This window comes from Nonomuraea sp. NPDC050547 (assembly GCF_044457345.1).
GTDB lineage: Bacteria > Actinomycetota > Actinomycetes > Streptosporangiales > Streptosporangiaceae > Nonomuraea.
The window spans coordinates 190,771-215,543 of sequence record NZ_JBITGW010000019.1; the positions used below are offsets into that span (position 1 = coordinate 190,771).

Here is a 24,773-nt window from a genome sequence, read left to right on the forward strand (position 1 = left end):
CGATGCGGGAGGAGTTACGTGGGGCGCTGGCGAACGGTCCGTTCAGCGCGGCGTTACGGCTGGCCGTACAGGAGAGCGGGCTGAGCCTTGACCGGCTCCAGCACCACCTGCGCGAGCAGGGTCTCTCGGTGAGCAGGACCGCGCTGAGCTATTGGCAGTCTGGACGTACTCAGCCGGAGCGAGCCGACTCGCTTCGTGCGGTGCACGTGCTGGAGGAGGTGCTCGCCGTACCGCCGGATTCGCTGGTCGGGCTGCTCGGCCCGCCTCGGCCCAGGGGCCGGTGGATCGGGCAGCAGGCCGCGGCCTCGCGAAGGCCCGACCAGAGCTGGGCCAGACCCGAGGGGCTGCGGCGTGTGCTGGCCCAGGTCGAGGCCACCCCCGACGACCTCTCTCAGCTGGTACGGCTGCGCCACAGCATGCTGGTTCAGCTCGACGCACACCGGCAGATCCGCACGATCACCAAACAGGTGGTGGTACGCGCTCGCGCGGCGCGGGTGGGCCGGGACCTGATGGTGCATCGCTCCTACATGGCGGGTGTGCAGGGCCCGGTCGTCGAGCGCGCCCGCGGCTGGCGCCCCGGCAGGATCAGGAGCGACCATGAGACGGGCTTCGAGGTGCACGAGATGATCCTGGACCGGGTGCTGCCCGAGGGCGGGATGGCGGTGATGGAGTACACCCTCGCCTTCCCACCCGGACATCTGGACCCCTACGCGAGCTTTCGGGTGGAACCCGGCATGCGCGAGCTGACCATGGAGGTCGAGTTCGACAGGGAGGCACGGCCGGCGAAATGCCGGGCTTGCTTCCAGCCGTCGATCGATCGCCCGCGGCCGGCCGGCGATGAGCTGTGGATCGGTGGCACGCTGGTCGCCGCCCACATCGTGTTCGATCCGGAGCCCGGTATCCACAGCGTCATCTGGGAGTGGGACTGACCGGCGCCGGGGAGGTGGCGTCGGCGCGCAGCAGACGGGGTGCGCCGCTGCCGTCGGCCGGGACGGCGAACAGCGAGGGGCGCTCGCCGCGGACCGGCCGCGCGTACGCGACGGTGCCGTTGTCGAGCCAGGCCGCCTGATCGTCGATGCCGGCTCGCTCGGCGAGCGGGATCTCCTTGCCGCTCGCGAGGTCGAGGACATGGAGCCGCCACCGGTCGCCGGCCCGCTTCTTGAAGGCCAGGCGGGTGCCGTCGGGAGAGAGCGAGGGGCACTCCACGCCTGACCGTATGGCGGTGAGTACCCGGCTGGACAACCGGCCACGCATCAGCCAGATTCGCCCGGCCGAGCTCATCGTGACGTAGAAGGCTTCGTCGTCGGCGAAGGTCACGCCCCAGAAGTTGCGATCCTCTCGCGTGTACGGCCTGCCGTTCACGACCACGGAGAAGTCCTCGAGCGAACCGTGGTGCGCGCCGGTCACGGTGTCGTAGATGCCGGTGGTGGTGGCGAAGGCGCCTGGATCATAGGAGTCGCCGGTGCGAAAGACGGTCCAGGCGGCCAGCCGCCCGCTGGGTGAGACACGGGCCCGGCTGGGCGTGCCGTCGACGTGGATCGGCCCGGCCGCCGGCTCGCCACCTCGCAGGATCACCGCCTCGAATCCGGCGGGTATGGCGACAGGACGCAGGCAGATGGTGGTTCCGCCCGAGGTGTGGGATCGCAGGCAACTCGGCCCGCGGCGAACCGGGGTGGCGTCCGGCCGGCTGAGCGGGACCTCCGCCAGGGTGCGCCCGCCGTCGAGGAAGACCAGCAGGGGCTGTCTTGGCGCCGCGGCGGCCGGTTCGGCCAGGCGGTCATCGCCTCTGATCGCCCAGGCGACATAGCCCCCGCCGGCCAGGAGGATGGTAGCGATCGAGGCGATCGCGACGAGGATGCGTCTCATGTGCCCGACCTCCAGGCGGCGAGCAGGGTTGACAGGAGGAGCGTGGCGCAGATCAGGAAGCACCAGCGCAGGTCGAGTCCGGTGGCCAGGAACCCGAAGCCGATCGCTCCTGCCATGCGGGCCAACGCCTGCCCGGTCTGGGTGACGGCCAGGCCGGTGGCACGCAGATGTGCGGGGAGCATGCCGGCGAGGTGGGCCATCAGCACGCCGTCGGTCGAGGCGTAGAACAGGCCGTGCAGCAGGAGGGCGGCGGCGGCGGTGCCCGGATGGGCCACGAAGAGGTACGACAGTGCGAGGAGTGCGTGGCCCATCAGGAAGATCCGCCATCCGCCGACCTTGTCGGCCAGCCTGCCCAGCGGGACCGCGGCGGCCAGGAAGACCAGCGAGGTGGCCAGAGGGAGAAGAGGCAGCGCGGAGACCGGGAGCCCGGCTTGACGCTGTACCGCGACGAAGAGGATCGCGTCGCCCGCGGTGGCCAGGCCCAGGAGCGACGCGAAGAGCGTCACCCGGCGGAGGGGGCGCTCGGCCAGCAGCCGCAGCCCCTCACGCACACCGGCCCCTGCCCGTGCGGCTTGCCGTCCGGGCAGGTGAGCCTCCGCCGGTACGGCAGGCCGTATCGGATGATTCCGCACGAAGGCGGCAAGGATCACGATGCCGACCAGCGCCAGGCAGAAGCTGACGACGAACACCGCGTCGTAGGCGTCGCCGACCGCGCCCACCAGCGCGAAAACCGCGATGGGGCCCAGCAGCGCGCCGGCCGTGTCCAAGGCCCGGTGCACGCCGAAGGCGGCGCCGAGCAACCGCGGCGGGGTGGCGGCGGTGATGAGGGCGTCGCGCGGGGCGGCACGCAGCCCTTTGCCGGCCCTGTCCACCGCGATCGCCGCGCCGATCCCGCCGAGCGCGCCGCCTGCCAGCGGGAAGGCCAGCTTGCTCAGCGCCGACAGGCCGTAGCCGCATAACGCCACCGCCTTGGGCCGCGACCACCGATCGGCCAGGTGGCCGCCGGCCACCCGCAGCAGTGCGCTCGCCCCGGTGTAGAGGCCGTCGAGCAGGCCGAGCTGAAGCAGGCCCGCACCCAGCCCGTACATCAGGTACATGGGCAGAAACGCGGCCACCATCTCCGCTGACACGTCGGTGAAGAAGCTGACCAGGCCGAGCGCGAACACCGTCGCGGGCACGCCGCCCACGCGTAGCCGCCGCCGGGGTCCCGTGGAGGACACGTACGTCGAGGACAGATACACAGCACACCTCCGGGAAGGGGTGCGGGGCCGATGCTCCCCGCACCCCGCGTGTCGGTCAGAAGGTCAGGCTCCACCCGGTCAGGACGCCGTTGTCCTGCGCGAGAGTGTCCTTGACGCGTAACCGCCACGTCCCGTTGGCCATCACCGATGAGGCGTCCACGGTGGTGTCGATGGCCACGTCGGCGCCGTCCTCCTTGTTGCGTGCCGCCTTGAGCGGGAAGACGCGCCCGCCGGGGGCGACCAGCTCCACGGCGAGATCGCCGCGGTAGGGGTGGGTGATCCGCGCCGTGACTCGCAGCGCGGCGGGGGCGTTGCCTTCGCGGCCGGTGACCTCGATGGGGCTCTCCACCGTGGCCTGGTCCGCGACGGGCATGTCGGTGTCGTTGCCGAACGTCGTCCCGCCCGAGACCGCCGATGTGACGCTCACGTCGTCGACGGCCGCCTCGATGAGGCTGGCTGTGCCGGCGTCGGCCGCTTCGACGAGGATCCGCACGCTCTGTCCCGCGAGGGCCGACAGGTCCGCGGTGACCGGCGTCCACGCGCCGTCAAGGTCGGTGGATGCGGTGCCGAGCCTTTCCAGGACCGTGACGGTGGTCGAGCCGATCACCTTGATACGCAGGTAGTCGCTGGTGGAGGAGTTGTCTCGGTGGGCGAAGGTGTAGGACAGCTTCAGCGTGGAGGCGCCGGAAGGCAGTTCGATCGCGGGTGACCGCACGCTGGTGAGGCCGCCGTCGACGTCGTGCGCGCCAGGCCCCGACCCGGCCAGCCTGCCGGTGACCAGCACATTGGCGCCGCTGACCGCGTTGCCGAGTTGCTTGATGCCGGATTCTGCGGTCTCCTCGGGGTCGCCGCGCTCCCATCGTCCGCCGGTGGCGGTGTCGGTGCCCGCGGGGTTGACGGTCCAGCCATGGTCTTGCTCGAAGTCATCGGCGAAGGCCGGCGGGATCCCGATCACCAGCCGGACGGTGGTGGTGCGGGTGATCGTGCCGGACGTGCCGGTCACGGTCAGCGTGTGGGTGCCCGCCGGGGCGGACTGCGCCACCGAGATGGTGAGGGCGGCGCTTGCCGTACCTCCATTCGGGACCGTCACCGATGACGGCGACAGGCTCGCGCTCACACCGGACGGCGCGGTGACCGTCAGGTTGGTGGTGCCCGAGAACCCATTGACTCCGGCCACGTTGACGCTGGAACTGCCGGAGGCGCCGGGCGCGACGGTGAGCGTGGCCGGGTCGGCGCTCATCGTGAAGCCAGGCTCGGTCGAGCCGGCCTTGTGGCAGGTGGCCGAACCGGAGTCGGTGAAGGTACGGCCGGCGATCGGCACGAAGTCGAACTTGTAGCCGGTGGCCGAGAGCGTCAGCTTGAGCACGCCGTGCGTGTTGGCGTTCTTGGCCTGGAGGTTGGCGGGGTTGCTCGAGCTGAGGCCGTAGAAGCTCTTGCCGCCGGTGCCGACCAGGATCTCTCTGACGCCGTCCGCCTTGGCGTTGCCTTGGTGGTCCTGAAGGGCCCAGCGCTGATAGTTGTGGTCGTGACCGGCCAGCATCAGGTCGGCCTTGTGGTCGTACAACGCCTTCCACAGCGGGCGGGTGCCGGTGGAGGGGCTGTGGTTGCCGACGTTGTAGAGCGGGTGGTGCAGGTACGCGGCCGTGCACGGCTTCGTGTTGGCGGCCAGGTCCGCGCGTAGCCACTGCTCCTGGGCCGAGCCCGCGCTCATCGAGATGTTGCTGTTGAGGGCGATGAAGTGCCAGTCGCCGATGTCCCAGCTGTAGTAGCCCTTCCCGCGGGCTCCCGCACGTGCGCCGAAGTAGTCGAAGTATCCGGAGGCGCCGCTGGTGTTGTACTCGTGGTTGCCCGCCGTGGGGTAGGTCTTGCCGAAGAAGGGGCCCCAGGTGCGATGGTAGGCACCGCGGTACTCGCTGAGCGTGCCGCTGTCGTAGGCGTTGTCGCCGGTGGTGAAGACGGCCGCGGGGTTGATGGCGGTGATCAGTTTGCCGGTTTCTGAGCAGGCGCTGCCGCAGATGTCGCCCGCGCCCGCGACAACCACCTCGGCCGACTCGAGCGGCTGGGTGCCGGTCTGGACGCCGTCCACGGCGTACGTGCTGGCCGGGTCGGCGAAACGCGGCTCGACCTTGACGCACTCGCCGGGGAACGCGCGTGTCGTGAAGGCCCGTCCGCGCCATTGGCGGCCGGTGAAACGGAAGCCGCCGCCTTTCGCGCCGGTGATGGTCAGGCTGTCGTCGCCGCGCAGATCCAGCTCGGTGAAGCGGAGGCGCAGCCAGGTGGCACCGCGGCCGCACACCTCGCGTGCCGTCTTGCCCGACGCCGAGGCGGGTTGGATGACCGCGCCGGCCTCCGCCAGCTGCGGCACGTGGCCGGCCTCTGCTTGTACGGCCTCTGCTTGTACGGGCACGGCTTGTACGGGCACAGCTTGTACGGGCACGGCTTGCGCGGGTGCCGTCGCGGGGATGCGGGACTCGGCGTGCGCGGTGCCCGCGCCGAGCGCCACCAGCATCACCAGGCATGTCGCGCCGGCCATGAGCCGGCGCCGATGCTTGTGATGAATCACGGAATGGGTCCTCTCGGATGGGGGGTGTGACTCCGTAGGCCCACGGCGGTACGGAAACTACCCGCCATGACAGCCGAGTCAATGGCGCGTGACCTCATTCAGTGAATGCCACGAGCAGGCTGGATGCCCTTCGCCAAGGTGAGGCCGGGGTCCTGCCCGGCTCAACACTGGCCGTTCCGTGATTTGACGCCTCCGGCATGGCCCACCTGGTCCTGATTTATCCGGATTTGCCCATATTTAATCTCTTGATCGTGGCGCATTAGTGCCAGCGGCACTGGATGTCCCACAAGTGCGGTGTTTGGCGCGACGTTGTGGCCATGAGACGACGCATCCGCACCCTGGCCTTACGCGCGACGAGCGCCTTCGGCCTGGCCGTGGCCGCGGCAGCCGTACCATCTGGCGTCGCCCACGCAGATCCACCACCGGGCCGGCTCGTCGCGGCCGACCCCGCCGTGGCCATCCCCGACCAGTACATCGTCATCCTCAAGAACACCGCGGACCTGCGCGGCGGCGTGCCACCGGCGGCCAGGCGGCTGGCCGAGCGCTACGGCGGCCGGGTCGAGCGTACCTACACCACCGCCATCACGGGCTTCTCCACCGCGATGAGCGAGCGGGACGCGCGGCGCCTGGCGGCCGACCCCGCCGTCGCCTACGTCGAGCAGGATCAGATGACGACCGTCGCCGACCGCCAGGACAACCCGCCGAGCTGGGGCCTGGACCGCATCGATCAGCGTGACCTGCCGCTGTCGCGCTCCTACACCTATGCGGGCACGGCCGAAGGGGTCCGCGCCTACGTGATCGACACCGGCATCCGGATCAGCCATGCCGACTTCGGCGGCAGAGCCGCATACGGGCGCGACCTCCACGACGGCGACGACGTGGCGAGTGACTGCAACGGCCACGGCACCCACGTCGCCGGCACCATCGGAGGAACCCTGCACGGGGTGGCCAAGAAGGCGTCGCTGATCGCCGTGCGCGTGCTGGGCTGCGACGGCAGGGGGCCCGGCTCCGGCGTCCTGTCGGGGGTCGACTGGATCGCGGCCAACGGCACCGCGCCCGCGGTGGTCAACGTGAGCGTGAAGACCGCGGTCAGCTCGGCGCTGACCACCGCGATCCAGTCCTCGATCCGCCGCGGCTACACCTATGTCGCGGCCGCGGCGAACGACAACGCCGACGCGTGCGGAGTCGGGCCTCCTTCCGTGCCCGAGGTGATCACGGCGGGTGCGGCGAACTCCGACGACAGCCGGCGCGGCACCTCCAACTGGGGACGTTGCCTGGACCTGTTCGCGCCGGGAGGCGGCATCACCTCGGCCTGGCACACCTCCGACAACGCGACGAACACCATCAGTGGCACCTCGATGGCCTCGCCCCACGTGGCCGGCGCCGCCGCGCTGCTCCTCAGCGCCGATCCGGGCATCACGCCCGCGCAGATTCAGGAGTCCCTTGTGAGTTCCGCGACCACCGGCAAGGTGACCGATGCCGGCTCCGGATCGCCCAACCGGCTGTTGCACATCCCGCCCGCGACGCCGCCCTGTGGTCCGTTCACCGACGGCCAAGGCGCCGAGCTACCCGACCGCACGACCGTCGAACGCAGCCTGGAGGTGACGGGCTGTGCGGGGAACGGTTCCCCCACCTCCAAGGTCTCGGTCAACATCCGGCACAGCTACCGCGGCGACCTGGTCCTTGACCTGATCGCGCCGGACGGCACGGTCTACTCGCTCAAGGGCGCCGGCCCGGACGACTCCGCCGCCGACCTGGTCGCCGACTTCCCCGTCGACCTGAGCGCGGAGACCAGGAGCGGGACGTGGCGGTTGAGGGTGCGCGACGCCTACAAGGGAGATACGGGAACCCTTATGTCCTGGAGCCTCACCCTCTGACCGGTGCGCGCTTTGGCAGGCAGAGTTCAGACCCGGTGCGGGCACCGGAGCCAACGCTGTTCAGGAGCCGGACCTGCTGGGCCCGCCGAGCCTGCTGTTCCTGCCGGGCGCCGAGATCACCGACGCGGCGCCCCTGACCGTCACCAACGCGAACGGCCGCGCGTACGAGCCGGTGAAGGCGTCGGCCAGCACCGAGATCACCGAGATGCCGGCCACGAGGAAGATCAACGCCTCGACCGCCATCAGCTCCGAGACGGCCTCCTGGGAGTTACGTCTGCCGAGTCGGATACAGGGCGATGCGCGAGAGATTGACATGTGCCGGCCGAGCCGCCGTGAACGCGATCACCTCCGCCACGTCCTGGGCCGTCAGCACCTCGATGCTGCCGATCAGCCCGTCGAGCCACTCGTTGGCCGCGGGATCGGTGACGTGCCCCTGCAACTCGGTGGCGACCACCCCCGGTTCGACGGCGGTGACCCGCACCCCGCGGCCGCCGAGTTCGGCGCGCAGGGTCGTGGACAGGTGGGTGACGGCGGCCTTGCTCGCGGTGTAGGCGGCGAAGCTGGGGAAGGGCACGTGCGAGGCGATCGAGGAGATGTTGATCAGGTCGGAGGGTCCGGTGGCCGCCGCCCGCAGCAGGGAGGGCGTGAGCGCGTGGACGACGCGCAGCGCGCCGGTGACGTTGACGTCGATCTGGCGCTCCCAGTCGGCGAGGTCGGCCTGTTCGGCGGGGGCGGGCAGCATGATCCCGGCGTTGTTGACGACGAGGTCCACTCCGCCGAAGACACCGAGCACCCGCCGGACGGCCGTGGCCACCGAAGCGGAGCCGGCCACGTCGGCGGCGACGGCGATCGCCTCCCCACCGGCCCGCTTGATCTCCTGGACGAGGCCGGTCAGCCGCTCTTCGCGCCGGGCCAGCAGCGCGACCCTGGCGCCCCTGGCGGCCAGCAGCGCGGCGGTCGCCGCTCCGATGCCGCTGGAAGCTCCGGTGACGACGGCGGTACGGCCCGCGAGGTTGTTGGTCATGGCGCCGACTCTGCCGCCCGCCGCATGCCGTACCCAGGGACCTGCTTTTCCTGGGTCTGACAGGGCCAGGCTCGCCCGGCCGGGCGGGCCGATAATGGCGGGGTGAACGAACTGGGCGAATTCCTCAAGTCGCGTCGCGCGCGCGTCCGTCCCGAGGAGACGGGCCTGCCGTCGTACGGCGGACGCCGTCGCGTGCCCGGCCTGCGCAGGGAGGAGCTCGCGCAGCTCGCGGGGATGAGCGCCGACTACTACACGCGGCTGGAGCAGGGACGCGGCGGCGGGGTGTCGGAAGAGGTGCTCAACGCGCTGGCCAGGACGCTCGGCCTGGACCAGGACGAGCGCACCTACCTGTTCAGCCTGGCCAGGCCGGTGCGCGCGCCCCAGCGCCCGCGGCACGTCCGGCGCACGGTCGGCCCCCGGCTACGGCACCTGCTCGACGCCATGGAGGGCGTGCCCGCCTACGTGATCGACCACAGGAGCGAGGTTCTGGCCTGGAACCGCCTGGCCTCCGCGCTCTACACCGGCCTGGACGGGCACCGTAACTGGGCGCGCTTCTGCTTCCTCGACGAGGCGAGCAAGGAGGTCTTCGTCGACTGGACGAAGAAGGCCAGGGAGATCGTCGCCTACCTGCGGTTGAAGGCGGCCCAGTATCCGGACGACGCCCGGCTGGCGGCGCTGGTGGGCGAGTTGTCGGTGAAGAACGCGCACTTCCGCCGCTGGTGGGCCGATCACAACGTGCTGGAGAAGACGCGCGGGACCAAGCTGCTTCGCCATCCGGTGGTGGGCGAGCTGTCGCTGAGCTTCCAGTCGTTCACGGTGACCGGGGAGGCCGACCAGGTGCTGGTGGCCTATGCCGCCGAGCCCGGCTCGCCCTCGCAGGAGGCGCTGCGGTTGCTGGCGAGCTGGTCCCTGCCCGAACGGCAGGGCACGAGTCCATGAGCCCCGGACAACGCGCCGCTAGGGTGCGGTTGTGGCCGGGGACAGGAAGTCACGTACGAGCCGGTCGTAGCGGGCGCGGTCCACGTTCCAGGCCTCGGTGTGCCCGCCCTGCGCGAACGGCTCGAACTGGATCTTCCAGCCCAGGCGCGCGCCCGTGGCGACGAGGCCGTGTGCCTCCTGGATCGGGTGTTCGGTGTCGGGGACGGTGTGGATCAGCAGGAGGGGCGGCCTGATCCGCGGCGGATGGCGGATCAGGCTGAGCCGGTCGGTGTCGACGCCAGTGCGCCACTCGGTGACCTGGCCGGCCAGCCCTGCCGTGACGGTGGGCAGGTGGAGGTTTCTGGCGCCCTGTTCCGCGGTCATCCGCACGTCGATCATGGGCGCGTCCATGATGACGCGGTCGACCAGGTTCGCGAGCGGCGAGCGGCCGAGGAACTGCCCGACGATCTGGCCGCCCATCGACGTGCCGTACAGGATGAATCGGCGCGCTCCCATGGTCCGCGCCTGACGCAGGGACGCCTCCAGGTCGCGCCACTCCGCGTCGCCCAGGTGCAGCAGGCCGTCGGGTGAGGGCGGGGCGCCTTCGTCGTTGCGGTAGGTGATGTCCAGGAAGGGGAGCCCCAGCCGGTGCACGACGGGCAGGATCTTCAGCTCGGCCTTGCGCCGCCCGTTCTGCCCGTGCACGGCGACGACCCACGTGGTGCCGTCGCCCGGCACGTACCAGGCCGGGGCGGGTCCGAGTTCGGTGGGGACCATGATCTCGGTGTAGCCGATTCCCCAGGCGACCTTCGGATCGCCGGGAGGCACGTTGCCGAAGAAGCCGGGGGTTCCCACGGAGGGGACCGGACCGCGCAGCACCTTGCGCGTGACCCCGCCCGGCGCGTCGGACACGACGTCTCCGAGCATCGAGTACGCGCCGCTCCACTCCAGCCAGTACGTGCCCGGCTTGGCCGACTGCGGCGTCCGCGTCAGCGTCACCGTGTCGCCCTGGACGGCGAGCACCCGGGTGTCGCTCGTGCCGTAGTGCACGACCTTGATCGATTGATCGCTGCCGTACCAGGCTCCGGCTCCCGCCGCCGCGACCACGAGGACCAGGACGGCCGCGCCCGCGATCCAGGCCCGCCGCCTCCAGCTATTGGACGCCATCGAAAAGCCTCCGCACCGTACGCTTACACAGCTCGCGAAAGCCGTCCTCCTCCAGGCCGATGCGGCCGCCGAGGTAGAGCTGCACGAGCCCTTGGACGGGCGCCGTCAGCGCCAGCGTCACCTCCAGCGGATCGTCCTGACGCAGCACCCGCTCGCGCATGCCCTCCTTCACCAGCTCGACGAGCAGCCCGAACGGCGGCGCGCCACCTTCGAAGTCCTCGGGAAAACGCCGGGCCCGCTCACGGCGGTCGGTCATGAGGAACGTGTACAGATGGGGCCGCCCCAGGGCGAAATCGAGAAAGTCCTCCAGCAGACCGAACGCCCGGTCCTCCCAGGAACCGCTCGGGGCTCTGGCCCCCCACCCTCCGGCCAGTTCGCGAAAGGCCCGTTCGGCCACCGCGTCGAGCAGCGCCTGACGGCTGGGGAAATGCTTGTAGGCCGCCATCGGCGACACTCCGGCCAGGACGGCCACTCGCCGCATGGTGACGGCCGCGGCTCCCTCACTCACGAGAATGCCCCGCGCGGCGTCGGCGATCTTCTCCGCCGTAGTCGGAAGGCTCATGGTGTACACAGTAAACCATGATGGTTTACGCCGTACGCCGGTGTGGTCGCTTTATGAAATCGTCATGCCGCCTGCAAGCGACGGGCGGTAAATGAAGAAAGTGGCCCTCTACCTGACGCTGCTCGCCCTGCTCCTGCTGAGCGTGCTCCTGGTCGTCCTGATCTACAACAGCCTCGTGGTCAAGCGCAACGCCGTCGACAACGCCTGGTCGCAGATCGACGTGCAGCTCAAACGCCGCCACGACCTCGTCCCCAACCTTGTGCGCGCGGTCCAGGGTTACGCCGCGCACGAACGCCGGACGCTGGAGGCGGTGCTCGCGGCCAGAAGCGAAGCCGTGCGGCCGGCCGGTCCGGAGCGACGGGCGCAGGCCGAGTCCGCGCTCAGCGCGGCCATCGGCGGCGTCATGGCGATCGCGGAGGCATACCCCCAGCTGCGGGCCGGCGAGAACTTCGCCGCATTGCAGGAGGAACTGGCCACCGGCGAGAACCGCATCGCCTACGCCCGGCAGTACTACAACGACGCCGTGCTCGCCTACAACAACGCGCTGCACACGGTCCCGTCCAACCTCGTGGCCGGGCTGACCGGGCACCGGGAACGCGAATACTTCCGCACCGCCGACCCCGAGCGCGGGCCGGTCGAGGTCAGGTTCTGAGCGTGCCGGTCGAGGACGAGCTCGTCACGCTGGCTCCGGCGCTCGCGATCGCGGCGGCCGCCTTCACCCTGCTGTGGTCGCTGCAGGTCATCCGGCGCATCCGTGCCGCCAAGGGGCCACGCGTGGGCCGGGGCGCGGCGGCGCCGGAGTTCGAGGAGCTCTCGCCCGCCGTGGTCGACCTGATCACCGAGAACGGCACGCTCACCCACGAGGCGGCCGCGGCCACCGTGCTGGATCTGGCGGCGCGGGGATACGCCGGGATCGAGGAGGTCGGGCCCCACCTCTGCCTGGTACGGCTGCGCCGGGATCGTGCCAGGGACGGGCTCAAGCCGTACGAGACGATGGTCCTGGACCATCTCACCACGCTGGGCGGCACTGGCGTGGTCGCCACCGAGGCGATCGCCGAGGGCAGCCGCGACCTGCGGCGATGGCAGGACGGATTCGAGAAGAGCGTGATCGCGGAGGCGCGTGCGCTGGGCCTGACCGGGAAGGCGGGCGGCCCCGGCACCGGTATGTCGATCACCGGGCTGCTCGCCTTCCTCCTGTGGGGCGTGCTGGCCGACCTGACGCTGATGCCCAGGCCGGTGGGCGCGCTCACGCCGCACATCCTCCTGATCGGGCTCGTCGCGACGACCGCCTTCGACAAGCGCCTGGGCGGCGAACGACTGACCGGGCGCGGCCGGGCCGCCGCCGGGCATTGGCTGGGCGTGCGCGCGCACCTGCGCGGGATCGCGCACGTGGACAGCCTGCCGTCGGCCGCGGTGACGATCTGGGGCAGGCAACTCGCCTACGCCGCCGCGTTCGGGCTCACCCGCGCCGCGCTGGCCAGCCTTCCGGTGCTGCTGCCGCGCGATCAGGAGCACGCCTGGTCCGACCACGGCGGGCTCTGGCACCGGGTCCGGGTCACCTACCCCGGCCAGAGCAAGGTGATCACCGGGCTGCTGCTCTCTCTGATCTTCTGCGTCTGGGTGGGGAGCGCGCTGGGGGTGAGCATCTGGTACGGCCTGCGTACCCTGGCTCCCGACGACCCGGCGCCGTTCGTCATCTCGATGATCATGATCGTCGGGGGTGGGCTCGTCACCGTCGTGTTCATGCTGATCGTGATCCTGCCGATCGGGCTGGTCACCAGGGCGGTGTGGAAGAGCCGGGCGAGGAACGCCAAGCCGCGCCGGACGCTGGAGGGCCGGGTGATCAGGCTGCACCCGGCCGAGATCACCGGCGAACTGCACTACCTGGCCATCGACCACGGACCGCGGCGCGTACGGGCGATTCGCGCGCTCGCGAGCCGGCTGACCGGCGTCGCCGACGGGGACCTGGTGCGGGCGCGGGTGACCGGGGCGGGCTACCTGGCTTCGATCGAGGTTCTGGAACGCCGCCCCGCCCGGCCATCCGACATCACGACGACGGAGCCGTGAGAGCGTCGGGCAAGGGGCGGCCGCCAGTCTGGGGTTGGTCAAGGTCGCGCTAGGCGGATGGCAGCCGCCCAGGTCGTGGCCCAGGATGCAGAGGTCCATGCCGACCTTTGAAGGAGCACGATGCGCTACCTGGTCCTGATCCCCGTTGCCGCCGCGGGCCTGTTTCTGGCCTCTCCCGCCCAAGCCGCACCGGCACCGCCCGGCGAGAGCCACAGCATGCCCGGCACCCTGCTCGCCGGACTGACCCAAGGACTGCCGATCAACGGGCTGCCGGTCGGCTGAGGCCCATAGCCTCGGTTCAGGCCACGTGGGCGGACAACCCGGGCAGGTTGTCCGCCCATGTGACCAGATGCTCGGGGTCCAAGCCATGACTCGTCGCCGAGCCGAGAAAGATCGCTCTACGCGCAACATTTTCCGGCGACACGCAGTCAAAGCAGAACATGATGAAGACGATGACTGCGGCCTCGCTGCTTGCCGGTTCCCTGCTGATCGCCGGCGCCACCGCGGCGGACGCCCAGACGAGGCCGGCGCTGGGCCCCCACGGATATGGCAGTGTCAAGCTCGGCATGACCCTCAAGCAGGCCACGGCGACGGGCGCCGTCGTCAAGAAGCTGCCGGGCAACGGCGGCTGCTCCGGCTGGGACCTGAAGAGCTTCCCGACGCCCAAGGACTCGGTGGGCGTCTACATCTCACCGAAGGTGGGACTGGCCGCCATCTTCGCCGCCAAGGGCATGAAAACCCCGGAAGGCATCAGGATCGGCTCCACCACCAAGCAGGTGAAGGCGGCCTACCCACGCGTCAAGAAGGACGTCCACGGCTTCTATGTGACCACGGTGCCCGGCAACAAGAAGGCCTACTACACCTTCGGCCTCACGCGCGGCAAGGTCACCGAGTACGGCATCGCCCTCAACAAGCAGGACTGTTTCAACTAGCCGATGTTCGATCTGGGCGCTGGGGTCAGTGGAAGGTCGGTGTTTGGCCTGGGTCGTATCAACGCGGGCGTTGCAGGAGAGCCCGGCGACCACATTCTGAGCTGAACTGTGGGTCGCCAGATCAGCGCCTCCATGCACAACACCATGAGGAGAACACATGACGATCATGCAGGCTACAGCGCGGCTGACGGCCATCGGGCTGCTCGGCACCGCCATCGCAGTGATGCCGGCGATGTCGGCGCACGCCGATGCGCAGAAGCCCGCACCGACGTCCTCGGCGGACGCGCCCGCTTCCAACGTGCTCCTGGGCCTGCTGGGCGGCCTGCTCGGCGGCGCGGCGGGCGGCGGCCTGCCCCTCTAGAGCCGGCCCGGCAGTTCACTGCGAGATACGACGCGATCCCGGCCTCTGTACCAACGGAGGCCGGGATCGTGTGCGCCGGCCTGGTGGAGATCCCGCGTCCATGACGACCCAGGCGGTCACATGTCCAGTTCCCGCGCCGCCCGGATGGCCATCCACACCTCGGTGAACGCGGCGCTGGACGACAGGTCGCGCCCGGTCAGATCGGCGAACCGGCGCAGCCGGTAGGCCAGCGTGTTCGGATGGATGTGCAGCACCTGGGCCGCCTCCTCGGTACGCCTGTCCCGCTCCATCCATGTACGCACCGAGGTGACCAGCTGCGAGCCGTGCGCCGCGTCGTAGGCAAGCGCCTGCCCCAGCACATGCTCGACCAGGGCGTTCAGTGTCCAGGGGTCGTCGGGCAGCCACCGGCCGGTGGTGTCCTCGCCATAGTGCACGAGCGGCTTGCCGGACTCGCCGGAGCGGGAGGCCGCCCAGCCCGCCTCCCGCTGCGCCACGCGGGTGGACTCCCCCGCCGGGAAGGGCCGGGAGGCTCCCGCGGACAGGCCCGGCAGCGCGGCCACCGCCGTACAGACATCTGCCGGACCGAGCACATGGTGGTCCTCTCCGCGGCGCAGCAGCAGGTGCGGGACCTCGTCGAGGGCGCGCAGCAGCGACTCGCCCGGCACGCCGCGCACCACGAGCAGGACCATCTCGCCCGTCAGCCCCAGCCTGGCCAGGCGACGGCGCGCGGTCGCCGGATCGAGAACGTCCTGCAGCAGCTCGGCCAGCGTCTCCGCGCCTTCGCGGCGCAGGGTCTCGCGGTCGTGGCGCTCCATCGCCACCCGCAGGGCCGCGACGGTGGCGATGTGCTGGGCGACGGCCAGCCCGGCGGGCCGCGCGCCCTCCCGCTCGAAGGCGACGATGAAGCCGGCGGGCCCACCGGGCGCGGGCACCGGCAACACGAACCCGCCGGCGATCGTCGGCGGGGCGTCGGGCTCGGCGGGGATGACCCCCAGGTCGGGGACGGGCACGCCGTCCAGCAGCGGCCGTCCCTGCGGCGTGCAGGCGTACACGTCGTAGCCCGACAGGCGCTCCAGCCGCCGCACAAGGGTCGCGCTGTCGAGATCTTCGGCCGCCAGCCAGCGCAGCGCTCCGAACACCTGCAACTGGGCGCCCAGCCGCTGGCGCGCGTCCTCCTGCACGGCGGCCGCCACTTCCTGCGCGATGGCGATGAACGGCACCGCCAGCGGCACCTCCAGCACCGGCATCCCGCGCTCCTCGGCCGCGGCCACGAACTCCGGACGCAACGGCGGCACATGCAGCTGGGCCGACAACGCCAGCGCCGACACCCCCGCGTCGTCCAGCCGTTCCAGGTAGGCCCTCTGCTCGGCGGCCCCGCGCGGCACACCGATCCCGGTGGTCATGATGACCTCGGCCCCCAGCAGCCACGGCGTCGGGTCATCGAGCTCGCTGACGTGCGCCCACGACACCGACCGCGACAGGCCCGCCCGCCCGGCCAGCACCCGCAGCTGAAGGGCGGGCGAGCGGACCAGATCCTCCACGGAGACTTTTGTGGTCACCCACAAAGCATAGGCAGCCATTCCATGGCAGCCACAATTGCCCGGTCCGGCGCGGGGCTTGCACACTCTGCGGAAAGGACCTGTCACGCGAAAGGACCACCACATGCCCCGGGGGCCGCTCGACTCCTCGAAGATCCCGCGTTTCGCCGGACCCGCCACCTTCGCCCGGCTGCCCCGCCTGGACGAAGTCGGCCGCGCCGACGTCGCCGTGATCGGCGTGCCGTTCGACGGCGGCGTCTCCTACCGGCCCGGCGCGCGATTCGGGCCGGCCGCCGTCCGCGAGGCCTCGCGCCTGCTGCGCCCCTACCACCCGGCCCTGGACCTCTCCCCCTTCGAGACGGTCCAGGTCGCCGACGCCGGCGACATCGCCTGCAACCCCTTCGACATCGGCGAGGCCGTGGAGACCATCGCCGCCTCGGCCGCCGCCCTCGACGCCCGCCTGGTGACCATCGGCGGCGACCACACGATCGCGCTGCCGCTGCTACGCGCCGCCGCCGAGCGGCACGGCCCGGTCGCGCTGCTGCACTTCGACGCCCACCTCGACACCTGGGACACCTACTTCGGCGCCGCCTACACCCACGGCACCCCGTTCCGCCGCGCCGTCGAGGAGGGCCTGCTCGACACCTCCGCCCTCAGCCACGTCGGCATCCGCGGTCCCCTGTACGGCAAGCGCGACCTGGAAGAGGACCGGCGCCTCGGCTTCGGCATCCTGACCTCCTCCGACGTCATGCGCCGCGGCGTCGACGAGGTCGTCGACATCCTGCGCCAGCGCGTAGGCGACCGCCCGCTGTACATCTCGGTCGACATCGACGTGCTCGACCCCGCCCACGCGCCCGGCACCGGCACCCCCGAGGCGGGCGGCCTGACCAGCAGGGAACTGCTGGAGATCCTGCGCGGCCTGGCCGACCGCGCGATCGTCGGCGCCGACGTCGTCGAGGTGGCCCCCGCCTACGACCACGCCGAGATCACCTCCGTGGCCGCGGCCCACGTCGCCTACGACCTGGTCAGCCTCCTCGCCCTGAACACCCCCCGGGAGTCGCCGTGAGCACCATCACCGAGATCGAGACCTACGGCGTCGACCGCATCCCCGACGCCGATCGCAGCGCCACACCCTTCGATCTGTTCCGGCTGGCCTTCGGCGGCGCGAACACCTTCTCCACCTGCGTGCTCGGCGCCTTCCCCATCCTGTTCGGCCTGTCCTTCCGGGACGGCCTGGCCGCGACGGTGCTCGGCCTGGTCGTCGGCTCGCTCATCCTGGCGCCGCTGTCGTTGTTCGGCCCGCTCAACGGCACCAACAACGCCGTCTCCTCCAGCGCCCACCTCGGCGTGCACGGCCGCATCATCGGGTCGTTCCTGTCGCTGCTGACGGCCATCGCCTTCTTCTCGATCTCCGTGTGGTCCTCCGGCGACGCGCTCGTCGGCGGCGCCCACCGCCTGGCCGGGCTGCCGGAGAACAACACCATGCGCGGGCTGGCCTACGCGATCTTCGCCGGTCTCGTCCTGGTCGTCTGCGTGTACGGCTTCCGCTTCATGCTGTTCGTCAACAAGATCGCCGTGGTGGCCGCGTCCCTGCTGTTCGCCGTGGGAGCCGTCGCCTTCGCCGGGGACTTCGACTCCGGGTACGTCGGCCCCATCGCCTCCGGCGACCCCTTGTTCTGGCCCTCGTTCATCGGCGCGGCGCTGATCGTGCTGTCCAACCCGGTCTCGTTCGGCGCCTTCCTGGGCGACTGGTCACGCTACATCCCGGCCTCCGCGCCCAAGAGCCGCGTGATGGCCGCGGCGTTCCTGTCGCAGATCGCCACCCTCCTGCCCTTCACCTTCGGCCTGGCCACCGCCTCGATCATCGCCGTCAAGGCCGCGCCGTACGTCGACCCCGCCGCCCCCAACTACGTCGGCGGGCTGCTGGCCGTCTCCCCCGGCTGGTTCTTCGTCCCCGTCTGCCTCATCGCGCTCATCGGCGGCATGTCCACGGGGACGACCGCCCTGTACGGCACCGGCCTGGACTTCTCCAGCGTCTTCCCGCGCTTCTCCCGGGTGCGCGCGACGGTGTTCATCGGCACCCTGTCGATCGTCTTCATCTTCATCGGCCGCTTCGCCGCCAACCTGACCGCCAGCATCTCCACCTTCGCCACCCTGATCATCACCTGCACCGCTCCCTGGATGGTGATCATGATGATCGGCTACGTCACCCGCCGCGGCTGGTACGACCCCGAGGCGCTGCAGGTCTTCAACCGCCGCCAGCGGGGCGGGCGCTACTGGTTCACCCACGGCTGGAACTGGCGGGCCATGACCGCCTGGCTCGTCTCGGCCCTGGTGGCGCTGCTGTCGGTCAACCTGCCCGGCCAGTTCGTCGGCCCGCTCGGTGGCCTGGCCGGAGGCGTGGACGTCTCCCTGCCCATCGGCCTGGCCCTGGCCGCACTGCTCTACCTGGCGCTGCTGTCGTGGTTCCCCGAACCCCGCGAGGTGTTCGGGCCCGCCGGACCCCGCCTGGTCCGCTCGTCCGACACGCCCGTACCGCCCATCGTGCCCGCCGCCAAGTAGACCGGTCCCCGCCGCGCGAAGCCGTTCCACGCCCGTGGAGGTGATCCTCTGCCGTTCGGGAACACGGTTCCGTGCTGAATCACCCTGACCAGTCGGGCTGGCTCGGCCGTCTTGGCGAAGGTCTGGTTTCCGCGTAACCGCGACAAGCTCATCTGGATATCACGCGCATGGTACGGAGAGATCCGTTCCCTGACCTCAGGCGGCATTCCGCCGGGGCCGGCACTTCTGGGAATCGCCGATGATGCCCACGGTGAAGCATGCGCACATCACGAAAGTTGTGACTCTCACATACGGCGGGGTGTGTTTCCGCATGGAACGAGGTGTCAGCCTGTCGCCGTCCTGGTTGTCGTCAGCACCGGACGGTTCGCTCGCAAGTCCTCACTTCAGGGTGAGAGGGCCGACACGCTAGCGGGACGTCCATAAGTCCCGCGATAGCATGGCCTGTCGCGCGTACTCACCGGTTGGAACTCGTCAAATACGACGAATCGACCAATAGGCTCGCGCAAGCCCAAAAAGTCTATACAGCCGCAGACTTCGCCATCAGTGACAGCTGACCGGCTACGCTTCCGCGCCCATCGAGCAGGCGGCGGGCGCGATCCGCACTGGCAGCGTCTCACACAGAAGGAGCCACCATGAGCAGCGAACGCGGACCAGTGGACGTCAGTCAAGGTGGGTACTTCGTGCAAGCGGCGAACATCCACGGCGACACGATCCACCTTCACAGCCGGCAACAAGTAGTCTCTCCCGAGTCGCAGATCGTCGAGATGCAGCGCATCATCGCCATGCGAACACCCGATTCGGATGTAGCCCCCAATCCGGTGGTCATCTACCTGGAGAATCCAGCCGACTTCGAGGAAGTCCGAACGGCCCTGGGCGCGGTCCTCGACGCATTCGGCCAAAAGATCATTCTCGCGAGCAACGTCGTCATCGGGTCCATTTGGCAGGCGTTCATCTCAGCGGTCAAACGGCAGGGAGAACCCGGCAACCTGAACACCACCGCCGACGCCCTCACCGCCGGCGCCACAGCACGGTGGTACGGCGAGCCCCAGTCCCAGATCACCAAAGCACAGGGGGAAGCGATCGCCGCGCTGCTGGAGACGCTGAAGGGGACCGACAACGCGCTTCTCACGTTCAGCAACATCCTGATCGTGAAGGTCGACGGCGTGCCTCTCGTACGCGAACTGACACCTGAGCAGGTGGCGCGGATGCAGAGAAACCCCAGCTACTTCGCTGATCCGCGACTCGTCCTGAGCAAGCTCGAGATCGAACCCGCCCTTCAGGCGGCGGGCTTCGAGGAGGCCCAGCGGCACCTCGCGCCGTGAGCAATGGGCTCGTCGGAGAGGGCGGCCTCGACGCCGAGTGCACTCTCCGATCTGAACGTGAGACTGATTCGCGAATCGGGCGTATTGGGTCATCGAAATTCCCCATTAAGACGCGACCCACAGCCACTCCTTTCGTACGGTTTGCCATTCCAATGCCCACCTGAGTGGATTGTGCAGCCCAGTAGGACAAATCCCCTCGGAACAACCAGCGCCAATCGGGAACGCGGGTGCGCTGCGGGTCGTTATCGTGTCCTGGGAATACTCACCCCTGGCGATGCTGAGGCACGATTGGAGAAGGTTGATGCCGCGCCTGCCGAAGACCGTGGTCGCCGTCCTCATCGCAACGTTCTTAGCCAGCATCACCATCGCCTGCTATATGGAGATGTACTATCTAGAGCTTCTTCAGAAGCATCCGATAATGGTCAATCTTCTCTCGGGCGTCATTGGATACTCGTTTCTCGGCGGATGCGTGGTCGTTGGAATCAATTGGTACACGGACGTTCATCGATCCGCACGGCAAGAAAAAGCCTACTGCTTCGTCACCGGCTCGATGATGGGCCTCCTTCGAGAAGTCCCGGAGGAGTTTTGGAGAACGGCCTCAAAGGTTCAGCTGGGCCGGTTCACAACAGCCATCGACCTGAGAGGAGACGGACACGAAAATCTCACCAGTGCGCTCCGATGGCATGCACAGAATCGCGCCCTGCCCCGCAAGTACATGACAGCCCATCGCGAGTTCTACAGCCGCGTCGAATCGATGCTCGACGCATGCAAATCACTGGAAAGGCGAGCGGGAATCGCAGGCGACCGAGAACTGGGACACGCACTCAAAAGAGCCAAATATTGCATGGACGCCGCCGCCCCCGGCGACCACACGACCATGACCTATGAGAAATGGACGATCAACATAACGAGCTACATGGTGGAGTACGTCGGACTACTCCTCAGCAGACCACAGATGGACGCGATCAAGGCCGGGGTTGACGAGCGGGCGTACTGGAGAATCTACGCGTGGCACTAGACGGCATCGCCGTTCACGACCGCCATCGTCACCAGGCGGCCGTATGACGAGATGCGCCACCCCTCCAGCAGGTCCGGATTGGCACGGCTTGAACGCTACGGTGTGCATTGGGCCCGCTTCCGCAGACCGACCAGCCCTTCGCGTCGCCTGAGGAACTTTCGATGGCACGCCGATGTGTGGCGGTTCAAGATGGGTGGACACCTCCAGACGGCAGGAGCCAGTCATGCCCGGAACCATGTCCGCCCTCGACCGCATCCGGCCCCTTCAGGAGTTCGCCCTGGAGCTGGGAAGGGTCTCGGGGGAAAAGGCTGCTCCGCTCAAGTCGCTGGCGAGCCGGCTGGAGACCTCCGAGAGCCGGGTGCACGAGATCTTTACCGGGCAAGCCCCACCAGACCCTGCGGAACTCACGGTGCTGCTGGTCACGCTCGACCCGCTCATCACAGGGGCCGAGATCGCCGCCTGGCAGACCTGTTTGCGATTCGTGGGCGCGCTGATGAGCCCAACCGGCTATCGGGGCGATCCGGTGAAAGAGGTTCTGCGCATCCTGCATCCCTTGGAGGACCTGGCTTCTGGACGGGGAGTGGGGCACACTCTGCTCCGGCCCGAGGCCGGCCTTCCTGATTTGCCGGATCTTGAGCTCTTTCTACGGCGAAGGTTCGAGCCCGGTTGGCGGCGTGCGCCATGGCGCATGGCTCATGACTTCGCACGTCAGCTCCTGCGGGTGGCCGGCGAGGACGGTGTTCCAGCGCCACCGGACTCTTGGGTGGATCCTCGCTCACCGTTCTCCCCTCCAGCCCAGCACGAGCCTCCCCTCCCGTCCGGGTACAGCAGAACCGTGCACGCCGTCGTCACGGCCAACGAGGAACGGATGCGCTTCAACATCGCTCAGCAGGCGGCGCTGCGCGATCGTTCGGCTGAGGAGGAGCCGCAGGCGCAAGTTCTTACGATCTTCCTCAGCCATGAGCACCAGCAGGAGTACGTCGAATCGGCGGTGACCGAGTGGCTCGCCGCGCAAGGCGCAGAGGTCATCTACGAGGGCATTCCCATCATCGGGTCTCTCTGGAAGACCTTCCTGACCCGGGCGAAGAAGGATCATCTCGACGACGGTATGGCCATCGCCGCCCGCGCCGCAGGACTGTACGGGCTCGACACTCGCCAGGCCGAGGTGAACGTCCAGGAAGCCGAAGCCTTCGCCAAGGTGATGGAAGCCATCGCGGATATGGACTCGGCGATCATCCACCACGGGACGCTGCTCGTGGTCAAGTACGGCGGGTCGGTGGTACGTCGTGAGCTGAGCCAGCTGGAAGTCGAAGCGCTACGCCGGAATCCGGCCCTCACCGCCCGGCCCGACACCATCTTGACCGAGCTGCAGCGCCACGCGGAGCTACTGGCGGTGAAGGACGAGGTACAACCGTCTCAACCCAGCGCGGGCTAGCCGCCGAAGCCGGTCAGGCTCTAGCCTCTGCACCCTACGGTCGGCACATCAGCCATCCTCAGCAACGGACCGCCGTCGGCGAGCGTGGCCTTGAGCAGGGGCGCCGTGGCTGGCGGGCAAGGACGTGTGGAGCGGCTAAGGTGAAGGAGACACCCCCTTTTCGCACCGGGAACCACCATGTCGGCAGGACATCAGCACGTCATCCGAGTCGCGGCCGCAGAGGACCTTGACGCCCTTCAAGCCCTTGCCCGCCGGACGATCGACGCCTGTTACCGCGCGTTTCTGGGAGATGAGGCGGTGGACTGGTTCCTGGGTAGCGGTGCGTCGGACGCCCACGTGAAGGCCTATCTGGAGCAGGGCAAGGTGTACCACCTGAGCCACGATGGGCGGATCGTCGGAGTTTCCATCCTCGACGGCCCCACCATCGACGTGATGATGGTCGACCCCGACCATCACCGTCGAGGGCTGGGCCGAGTCCTGCTCCGGCATGCGGAGTCGACCCTGTTCGCGCATCATGCAGCCATCCGGCTGGAGAGCTTCGCCGGCAACACCGCGGCCAACTCCTTCTACGAGGCATGCGGCTGGTCACCTGGCCGACGGCTGGAGGCGGAGGGACCGGCCAAGGTCGAGTACACCAAGCACCGCAGGATGGACTGAGCGGAACCGCGTGCGCTGACGTTGCCCCCGGAAGGTGGCGGTGGTGTCCGCGCGGCACGGCAGGATGAGCTCCCGGCGGGCGAGTCCGTCACCTAACAGGCGTCGCCGGCTGCTCGGTGAAGCGGACCGCCAGGTATGTCCCACGGCGGGCCGGAGTTTGCGGTTGGGCGGCCTGCTCTGGCCGGTGGATGGCGTTCCGGTGAAGGGTCTGGAGGGGTGAAACAGTCGCCACCGGGGCCGGACATGTACCCCTATGTCTGGCACCTTCGGCTTGAGGAGACCCATCCGTGACCCGTCCACTGGGGGCGCGGGATCGTTTCGAGACGATCTACCATGCGTATTACCCGGCCATCCATCAATACGTCGCCCGCCGTACCGACTCACCTGACGACACCGCGGACGCCATCTCCGAGACGTTCCTCACCGCGTGGCGGCGCATCGGCGATGTGCCCGAGGGCGATGGGGCGCGCCTGTGGCTGTACGGCGTGGCCCGCCGCGTGCTGTCCAACCAGCGCCGCGGCGCCTCCCGCCGGGCCGTACTGGCCGAGCGGCTTCGTGAGGAACTGACAGCCGAGCGCCGCGCGGCCCCCGCGGACCTCGACCACGTGAGTGACGTGTTCGACCGCCTGTCCGCGCGTGACCGTGAAGTGCTCGCGCTGACCTGCTGGGAAGGTCTGACCGGGCAGCAGATCGGCAAGGTCCTCGGCTGTACGGCGACAGCCGTCCGCATCCGCCTGCACCGGGCACGCAAACGGCTGGCCAGAGAGCTGGGCGTGGCCGAAGAGGGAAACCCGACCGCGGAACTGAGGGGAGAGAACCTGTGAGCAAGATCGACCGCATGCTGAGGACCATCGATCCCGCTCCCATCGCGCCGCAGGAGGGGCGGGGCGCGCGGGAGCTCATGGAGGAGATCGTGGCGACGCCCGCCGAGGTACGCAGGCGGTGGAGCTGGCCCGTCCTGCTGCCCCTGGCCGCGGTCATCGCGTTGGCCGCCGTCGTCGGGGTGGCGTTCCTGCCGAAGAAGGCGCCGATCGCCCCCAGTGCCGCGCTGGCGTTCCAGCGGTCGGGCGACGACTGGATCGTCACCGTCAGCGACCTCTACGCCGATCCTGAACGGTATCGGGAGGAGTTCCGCGCACGAGGATTGGACATCGAGCTGTCTTTCACCCCTGGCTCGCCCAGCGTGGTCGGGTCAGTCGTCTACCTGTCGACCACGGAAATCGTCTCCCTGACGAATGCGTGCGCGACAGACCCGACAGGCTGCACGATCTCGCTGCGCATCCCCGCGAAGCTGTCGGAAAAGGCGGCCATCGTATTGGCGCGGCCTGCCAGGCCGGGCGAGAAGTACGACACGATGGGCTTCGTGAACGCTCCCGGCGAGCTGCTGCACTGTGTCGCCTTCGAGAACATCACGGTCGGCGAACTGCGGAAGGTGCTGGCCAAGCGCGACGGCTCGATCACCGACTTCAGGATCATGGTCGGCGGGGAGTCGCGGAAGGTCACGGCTATGCAGGTGCCGGACCACTGGTTCGTCCAGGACGTCACGCCGCATGCCCTTGGCGAGGTGCGGATCTGGGCGGGCCCGGAGCCGGCGAAGCGCCCAGGCCGGCGGGAGCCCGCGGAAAGTGACGCCTGCCGCTCGTCGTGAAACCCCACAGCGCCG

The 24,773-nt window shown here is 69.4% G+C and carries 24 protein-coding genes; 16 read left to right on the forward strand and 8 right to left on the reverse strand.

Annotated elements, in window-relative coordinates; genetic code table 11:
* Positions 1 to 2 precede the first annotated feature (2 nt).
* The gene (locus tag ACIBHY_RS40280) at positions 3 to 929 is read left to right on the forward strand and encodes a hypothetical protein (protein ID WP_397254079.1); all 927 of its coding nucleotides are present in this window, start codon (positions 3 to 5) and stop codon (positions 927 to 929) included.
* On the opposite strand, the gene ACIBHY_RS40285 is transcribed toward ACIBHY_RS40280, so the two are convergent.
* Genes ACIBHY_RS40285 through ACIBHY_RS40295 form a run of 3 tightly spaced genes read right to left on the reverse strand, consistent with a single transcriptional unit; the run spans position 910 to position 5,670 of the window.
* On the reverse strand, positions 910 to 1,866 hold the full coding sequence (locus ACIBHY_RS40285; RefSeq protein ID WP_397309479.1) for a TolB family protein: 957 nt from the start codon (positions 1,864 to 1,866) through the stop codon (positions 910 to 912). The genes ACIBHY_RS40280 and ACIBHY_RS40285 overlap by 20 nt on opposite strands.
* Positions 1,863 to 3,107, reverse strand: a complete 1,245-nt coding sequence (locus ACIBHY_RS40290; protein ID WP_397309480.1) for an MFS transporter — start codon at positions 3,105 to 3,107, stop codon at positions 1,863 to 1,865. The genes ACIBHY_RS40285 and ACIBHY_RS40290 overlap by 4 nt, the downstream gene beginning before the upstream one ends.
* Positions 3,108 to 3,162: 55 nt before the next feature.
* Positions 3,163 to 5,670 (reverse strand): proprotein convertase P-domain-containing protein, encoded by a 2,508-nt coding sequence (locus ACIBHY_RS40295; protein ID WP_397309481.1) that lies wholly within the window; start codon positions 5,668 to 5,670, stop codon positions 3,163 to 3,165.
* Positions 5,671 to 5,987: 317 nt separating this feature from the next.
* On the opposite strand from ACIBHY_RS40295, the gene ACIBHY_RS40300 reads away from it, so the two are divergent.
* Positions 5,988 to 7,547, forward strand: coding sequence for a S8 family serine peptidase (locus tag ACIBHY_RS40300; protein WP_397309482.1), 1,560 nt, complete (start codon positions 5,988 to 5,990; stop codon positions 7,545 to 7,547).
* A gap of 60 nt (positions 7,548 to 7,607) precedes the next feature.
* Here the strand turns inward: ACIBHY_RS40300 and ACIBHY_RS40305 are convergent, their stop codons facing one another.
* Both ACIBHY_RS40305 and ACIBHY_RS40310 read right to left on the reverse strand, forming a co-directional pair.
* Positions 7,608 to 7,790: a hypothetical protein gene (locus ACIBHY_RS40305; protein ID WP_397309483.1), complete on the reverse strand. Its 183-nt coding sequence runs from the start codon at positions 7,788 to 7,790 to the stop codon at positions 7,608 to 7,610.
* 25 nt (positions 7,791 to 7,815) lie between these two features.
* Positions 7,816 to 8,571: an SDR family oxidoreductase gene (locus ACIBHY_RS40310; RefSeq protein WP_397309485.1), complete on the reverse strand. Its 756-nt coding sequence runs from the start codon at positions 8,569 to 8,571 to the stop codon at positions 7,816 to 7,818.
* Between the two features lie 102 nt (positions 8,572 to 8,673).
* Between ACIBHY_RS40310 and ACIBHY_RS40315 the strand changes: the two genes are divergently transcribed.
* Entirely contained in the window at positions 8,674 to 9,510 is an 837-nt protein-coding gene (locus ACIBHY_RS40315) for a helix-turn-helix transcriptional regulator (RefSeq protein ID WP_397254093.1), read from the forward strand.
* An 18-nt stretch (positions 9,511 to 9,528) separates the two neighbouring features.
* On the opposite strand, the gene ACIBHY_RS40320 is transcribed toward ACIBHY_RS40315, so the two are convergent.
* Complete coding sequence (locus ACIBHY_RS40320; protein WP_397254095.1) at positions 9,529 to 10,656, reverse strand: alpha/beta hydrolase family protein; 1,128 nt, start codon at positions 10,654 to 10,656, stop codon at positions 9,529 to 9,531.
* Positions 10,643 to 11,218, reverse strand: coding sequence for a TetR/AcrR family transcriptional regulator (locus ACIBHY_RS40325; RefSeq protein ID WP_397254097.1), 576 nt, complete (start codon positions 11,216 to 11,218; stop codon positions 10,643 to 10,645). Before ACIBHY_RS40325 ends, ACIBHY_RS40320 begins: the two co-directional genes overlap by 14 nt.
* 91 nt (positions 11,219 to 11,309) lie before the next feature.
* Here ACIBHY_RS40325 and ACIBHY_RS40330 point away from each other — a divergent pair, with 91 nt between their 5' ends.
* The 5 genes from ACIBHY_RS40330 to ACIBHY_RS40350 all read left to right on the forward strand — a co-directional run bounded on the left by ACIBHY_RS40330 (position 11,310) and on the right by ACIBHY_RS40350 (position 14,578).
* Positions 11,310 to 11,870: a LemA family protein gene (locus ACIBHY_RS40330; protein ID WP_397309486.1), complete on the forward strand. Its 561-nt coding sequence runs from the start codon at positions 11,310 to 11,312 to the stop codon at positions 11,868 to 11,870.
* A 2-nt stretch (positions 11,871 to 11,872) separates the two neighbouring features.
* Entirely contained in the window at positions 11,873 to 13,285 is a 1,413-nt protein-coding gene (locus ACIBHY_RS40335; protein ID WP_397309487.1) for a DUF2207 family protein, read from the forward strand.
* 120 nt (positions 13,286 to 13,405) lie between these two features.
* Positions 13,406 to 13,567: a hypothetical protein gene (locus tag ACIBHY_RS40340; protein WP_184963816.1), complete on the forward strand. Its 162-nt coding sequence runs from the start codon at positions 13,406 to 13,408 to the stop codon at positions 13,565 to 13,567.
* 170 nt (positions 13,568 to 13,737) lie between these two features.
* Positions 13,738 to 14,217 (forward strand): hypothetical protein, encoded by a 480-nt coding sequence (locus ACIBHY_RS40345; protein WP_397254103.1) that lies wholly within the window; start codon positions 13,738 to 13,740, stop codon positions 14,215 to 14,217.
* 157 nt (positions 14,218 to 14,374) lie between these two features.
* Entirely contained in the window at positions 14,375 to 14,578 is a 204-nt protein-coding gene (locus ACIBHY_RS40350; RefSeq protein ID WP_397254105.1) for a hypothetical protein, read from the forward strand.
* Between the two features lie 116 nt (positions 14,579 to 14,694).
* Here the strand turns inward: ACIBHY_RS40350 and ACIBHY_RS40355 are convergent, their stop codons facing one another.
* Positions 14,695 to 16,137: a PucR family transcriptional regulator gene (locus ACIBHY_RS40355; RefSeq protein WP_397309488.1), complete on the reverse strand. Its 1,443-nt coding sequence runs from the start codon at positions 16,135 to 16,137 to the stop codon at positions 14,695 to 14,697.
* Between the two features lie 103 nt (positions 16,138 to 16,240).
* On the opposite strand from ACIBHY_RS40355, the gene speB reads away from it, so the two are divergent.
* The 8 genes from speB (at position 16,241) to ACIBHY_RS40395 (ending at position 24,758) form a co-directional block, all read left to right on the forward strand.
* Positions 16,241 to 17,182, forward strand: a complete 942-nt coding sequence (speB, locus tag ACIBHY_RS40360) for an agmatinase (protein WP_397309489.1) — start codon at positions 16,241 to 16,243, stop codon at positions 17,180 to 17,182.
* The gene (locus tag ACIBHY_RS40365) at positions 17,179 to 18,678 is read left to right on the forward strand and encodes a purine-cytosine permease family protein (protein ID WP_397309490.1); all 1,500 of its coding nucleotides are present in this window, start codon (positions 17,179 to 17,181) and stop codon (positions 18,676 to 18,678) included. The genes speB and ACIBHY_RS40365 overlap by 4 nt, the downstream gene beginning before the upstream one ends.
* A 632-nt stretch (positions 18,679 to 19,310) precedes the next feature.
* Positions 19,311 to 20,000: a hypothetical protein gene (locus ACIBHY_RS40370; RefSeq protein WP_397309491.1), complete on the forward strand. Its 690-nt coding sequence runs from the start codon at positions 19,311 to 19,313 to the stop codon at positions 19,998 to 20,000.
* Between the two features lie 301 nt (positions 20,001 to 20,301).
* Positions 20,302 to 21,018, forward strand: coding sequence for a hypothetical protein (locus ACIBHY_RS40375; RefSeq protein ID WP_397254114.1), 717 nt, complete (start codon positions 20,302 to 20,304; stop codon positions 21,016 to 21,018).
* Between the two features lie 223 nt (positions 21,019 to 21,241).
* A complete protein-coding gene (locus tag ACIBHY_RS40380; RefSeq protein WP_397309492.1) occupies positions 21,242 to 22,453 on the forward strand; it encodes a hypothetical protein in 1,212 nt (403 codons plus the stop codon).
* A 297-nt stretch (positions 22,454 to 22,750) separates the two neighbouring features.
* The gene (locus tag ACIBHY_RS40385) at positions 22,751 to 23,110 is read left to right on the forward strand and encodes a GNAT family N-acetyltransferase (protein WP_397309494.1); all 360 of its coding nucleotides are present in this window, start codon (positions 22,751 to 22,753) and stop codon (positions 23,108 to 23,110) included.
* A gap of 287 nt (positions 23,111 to 23,397) precedes the next feature.
* Positions 23,398 to 23,934 carry an RNA polymerase sigma factor gene (locus ACIBHY_RS40390; protein ID WP_397309495.1) on the forward strand — a complete coding sequence of 179 codons (537 nt, stop codon included), beginning with the start codon at positions 23,398 to 23,400 and terminating at the stop codon, positions 23,932 to 23,934.
* Entirely contained in the window at positions 23,931 to 24,758 is an 828-nt protein-coding gene (locus tag ACIBHY_RS40395) for a hypothetical protein (RefSeq protein ID WP_397309496.1), read from the forward strand. Before ACIBHY_RS40390 ends, ACIBHY_RS40395 begins: the two co-directional genes overlap by 4 nt.
* Positions 24,759 to 24,773 lie beyond the last annotated feature (15 nt).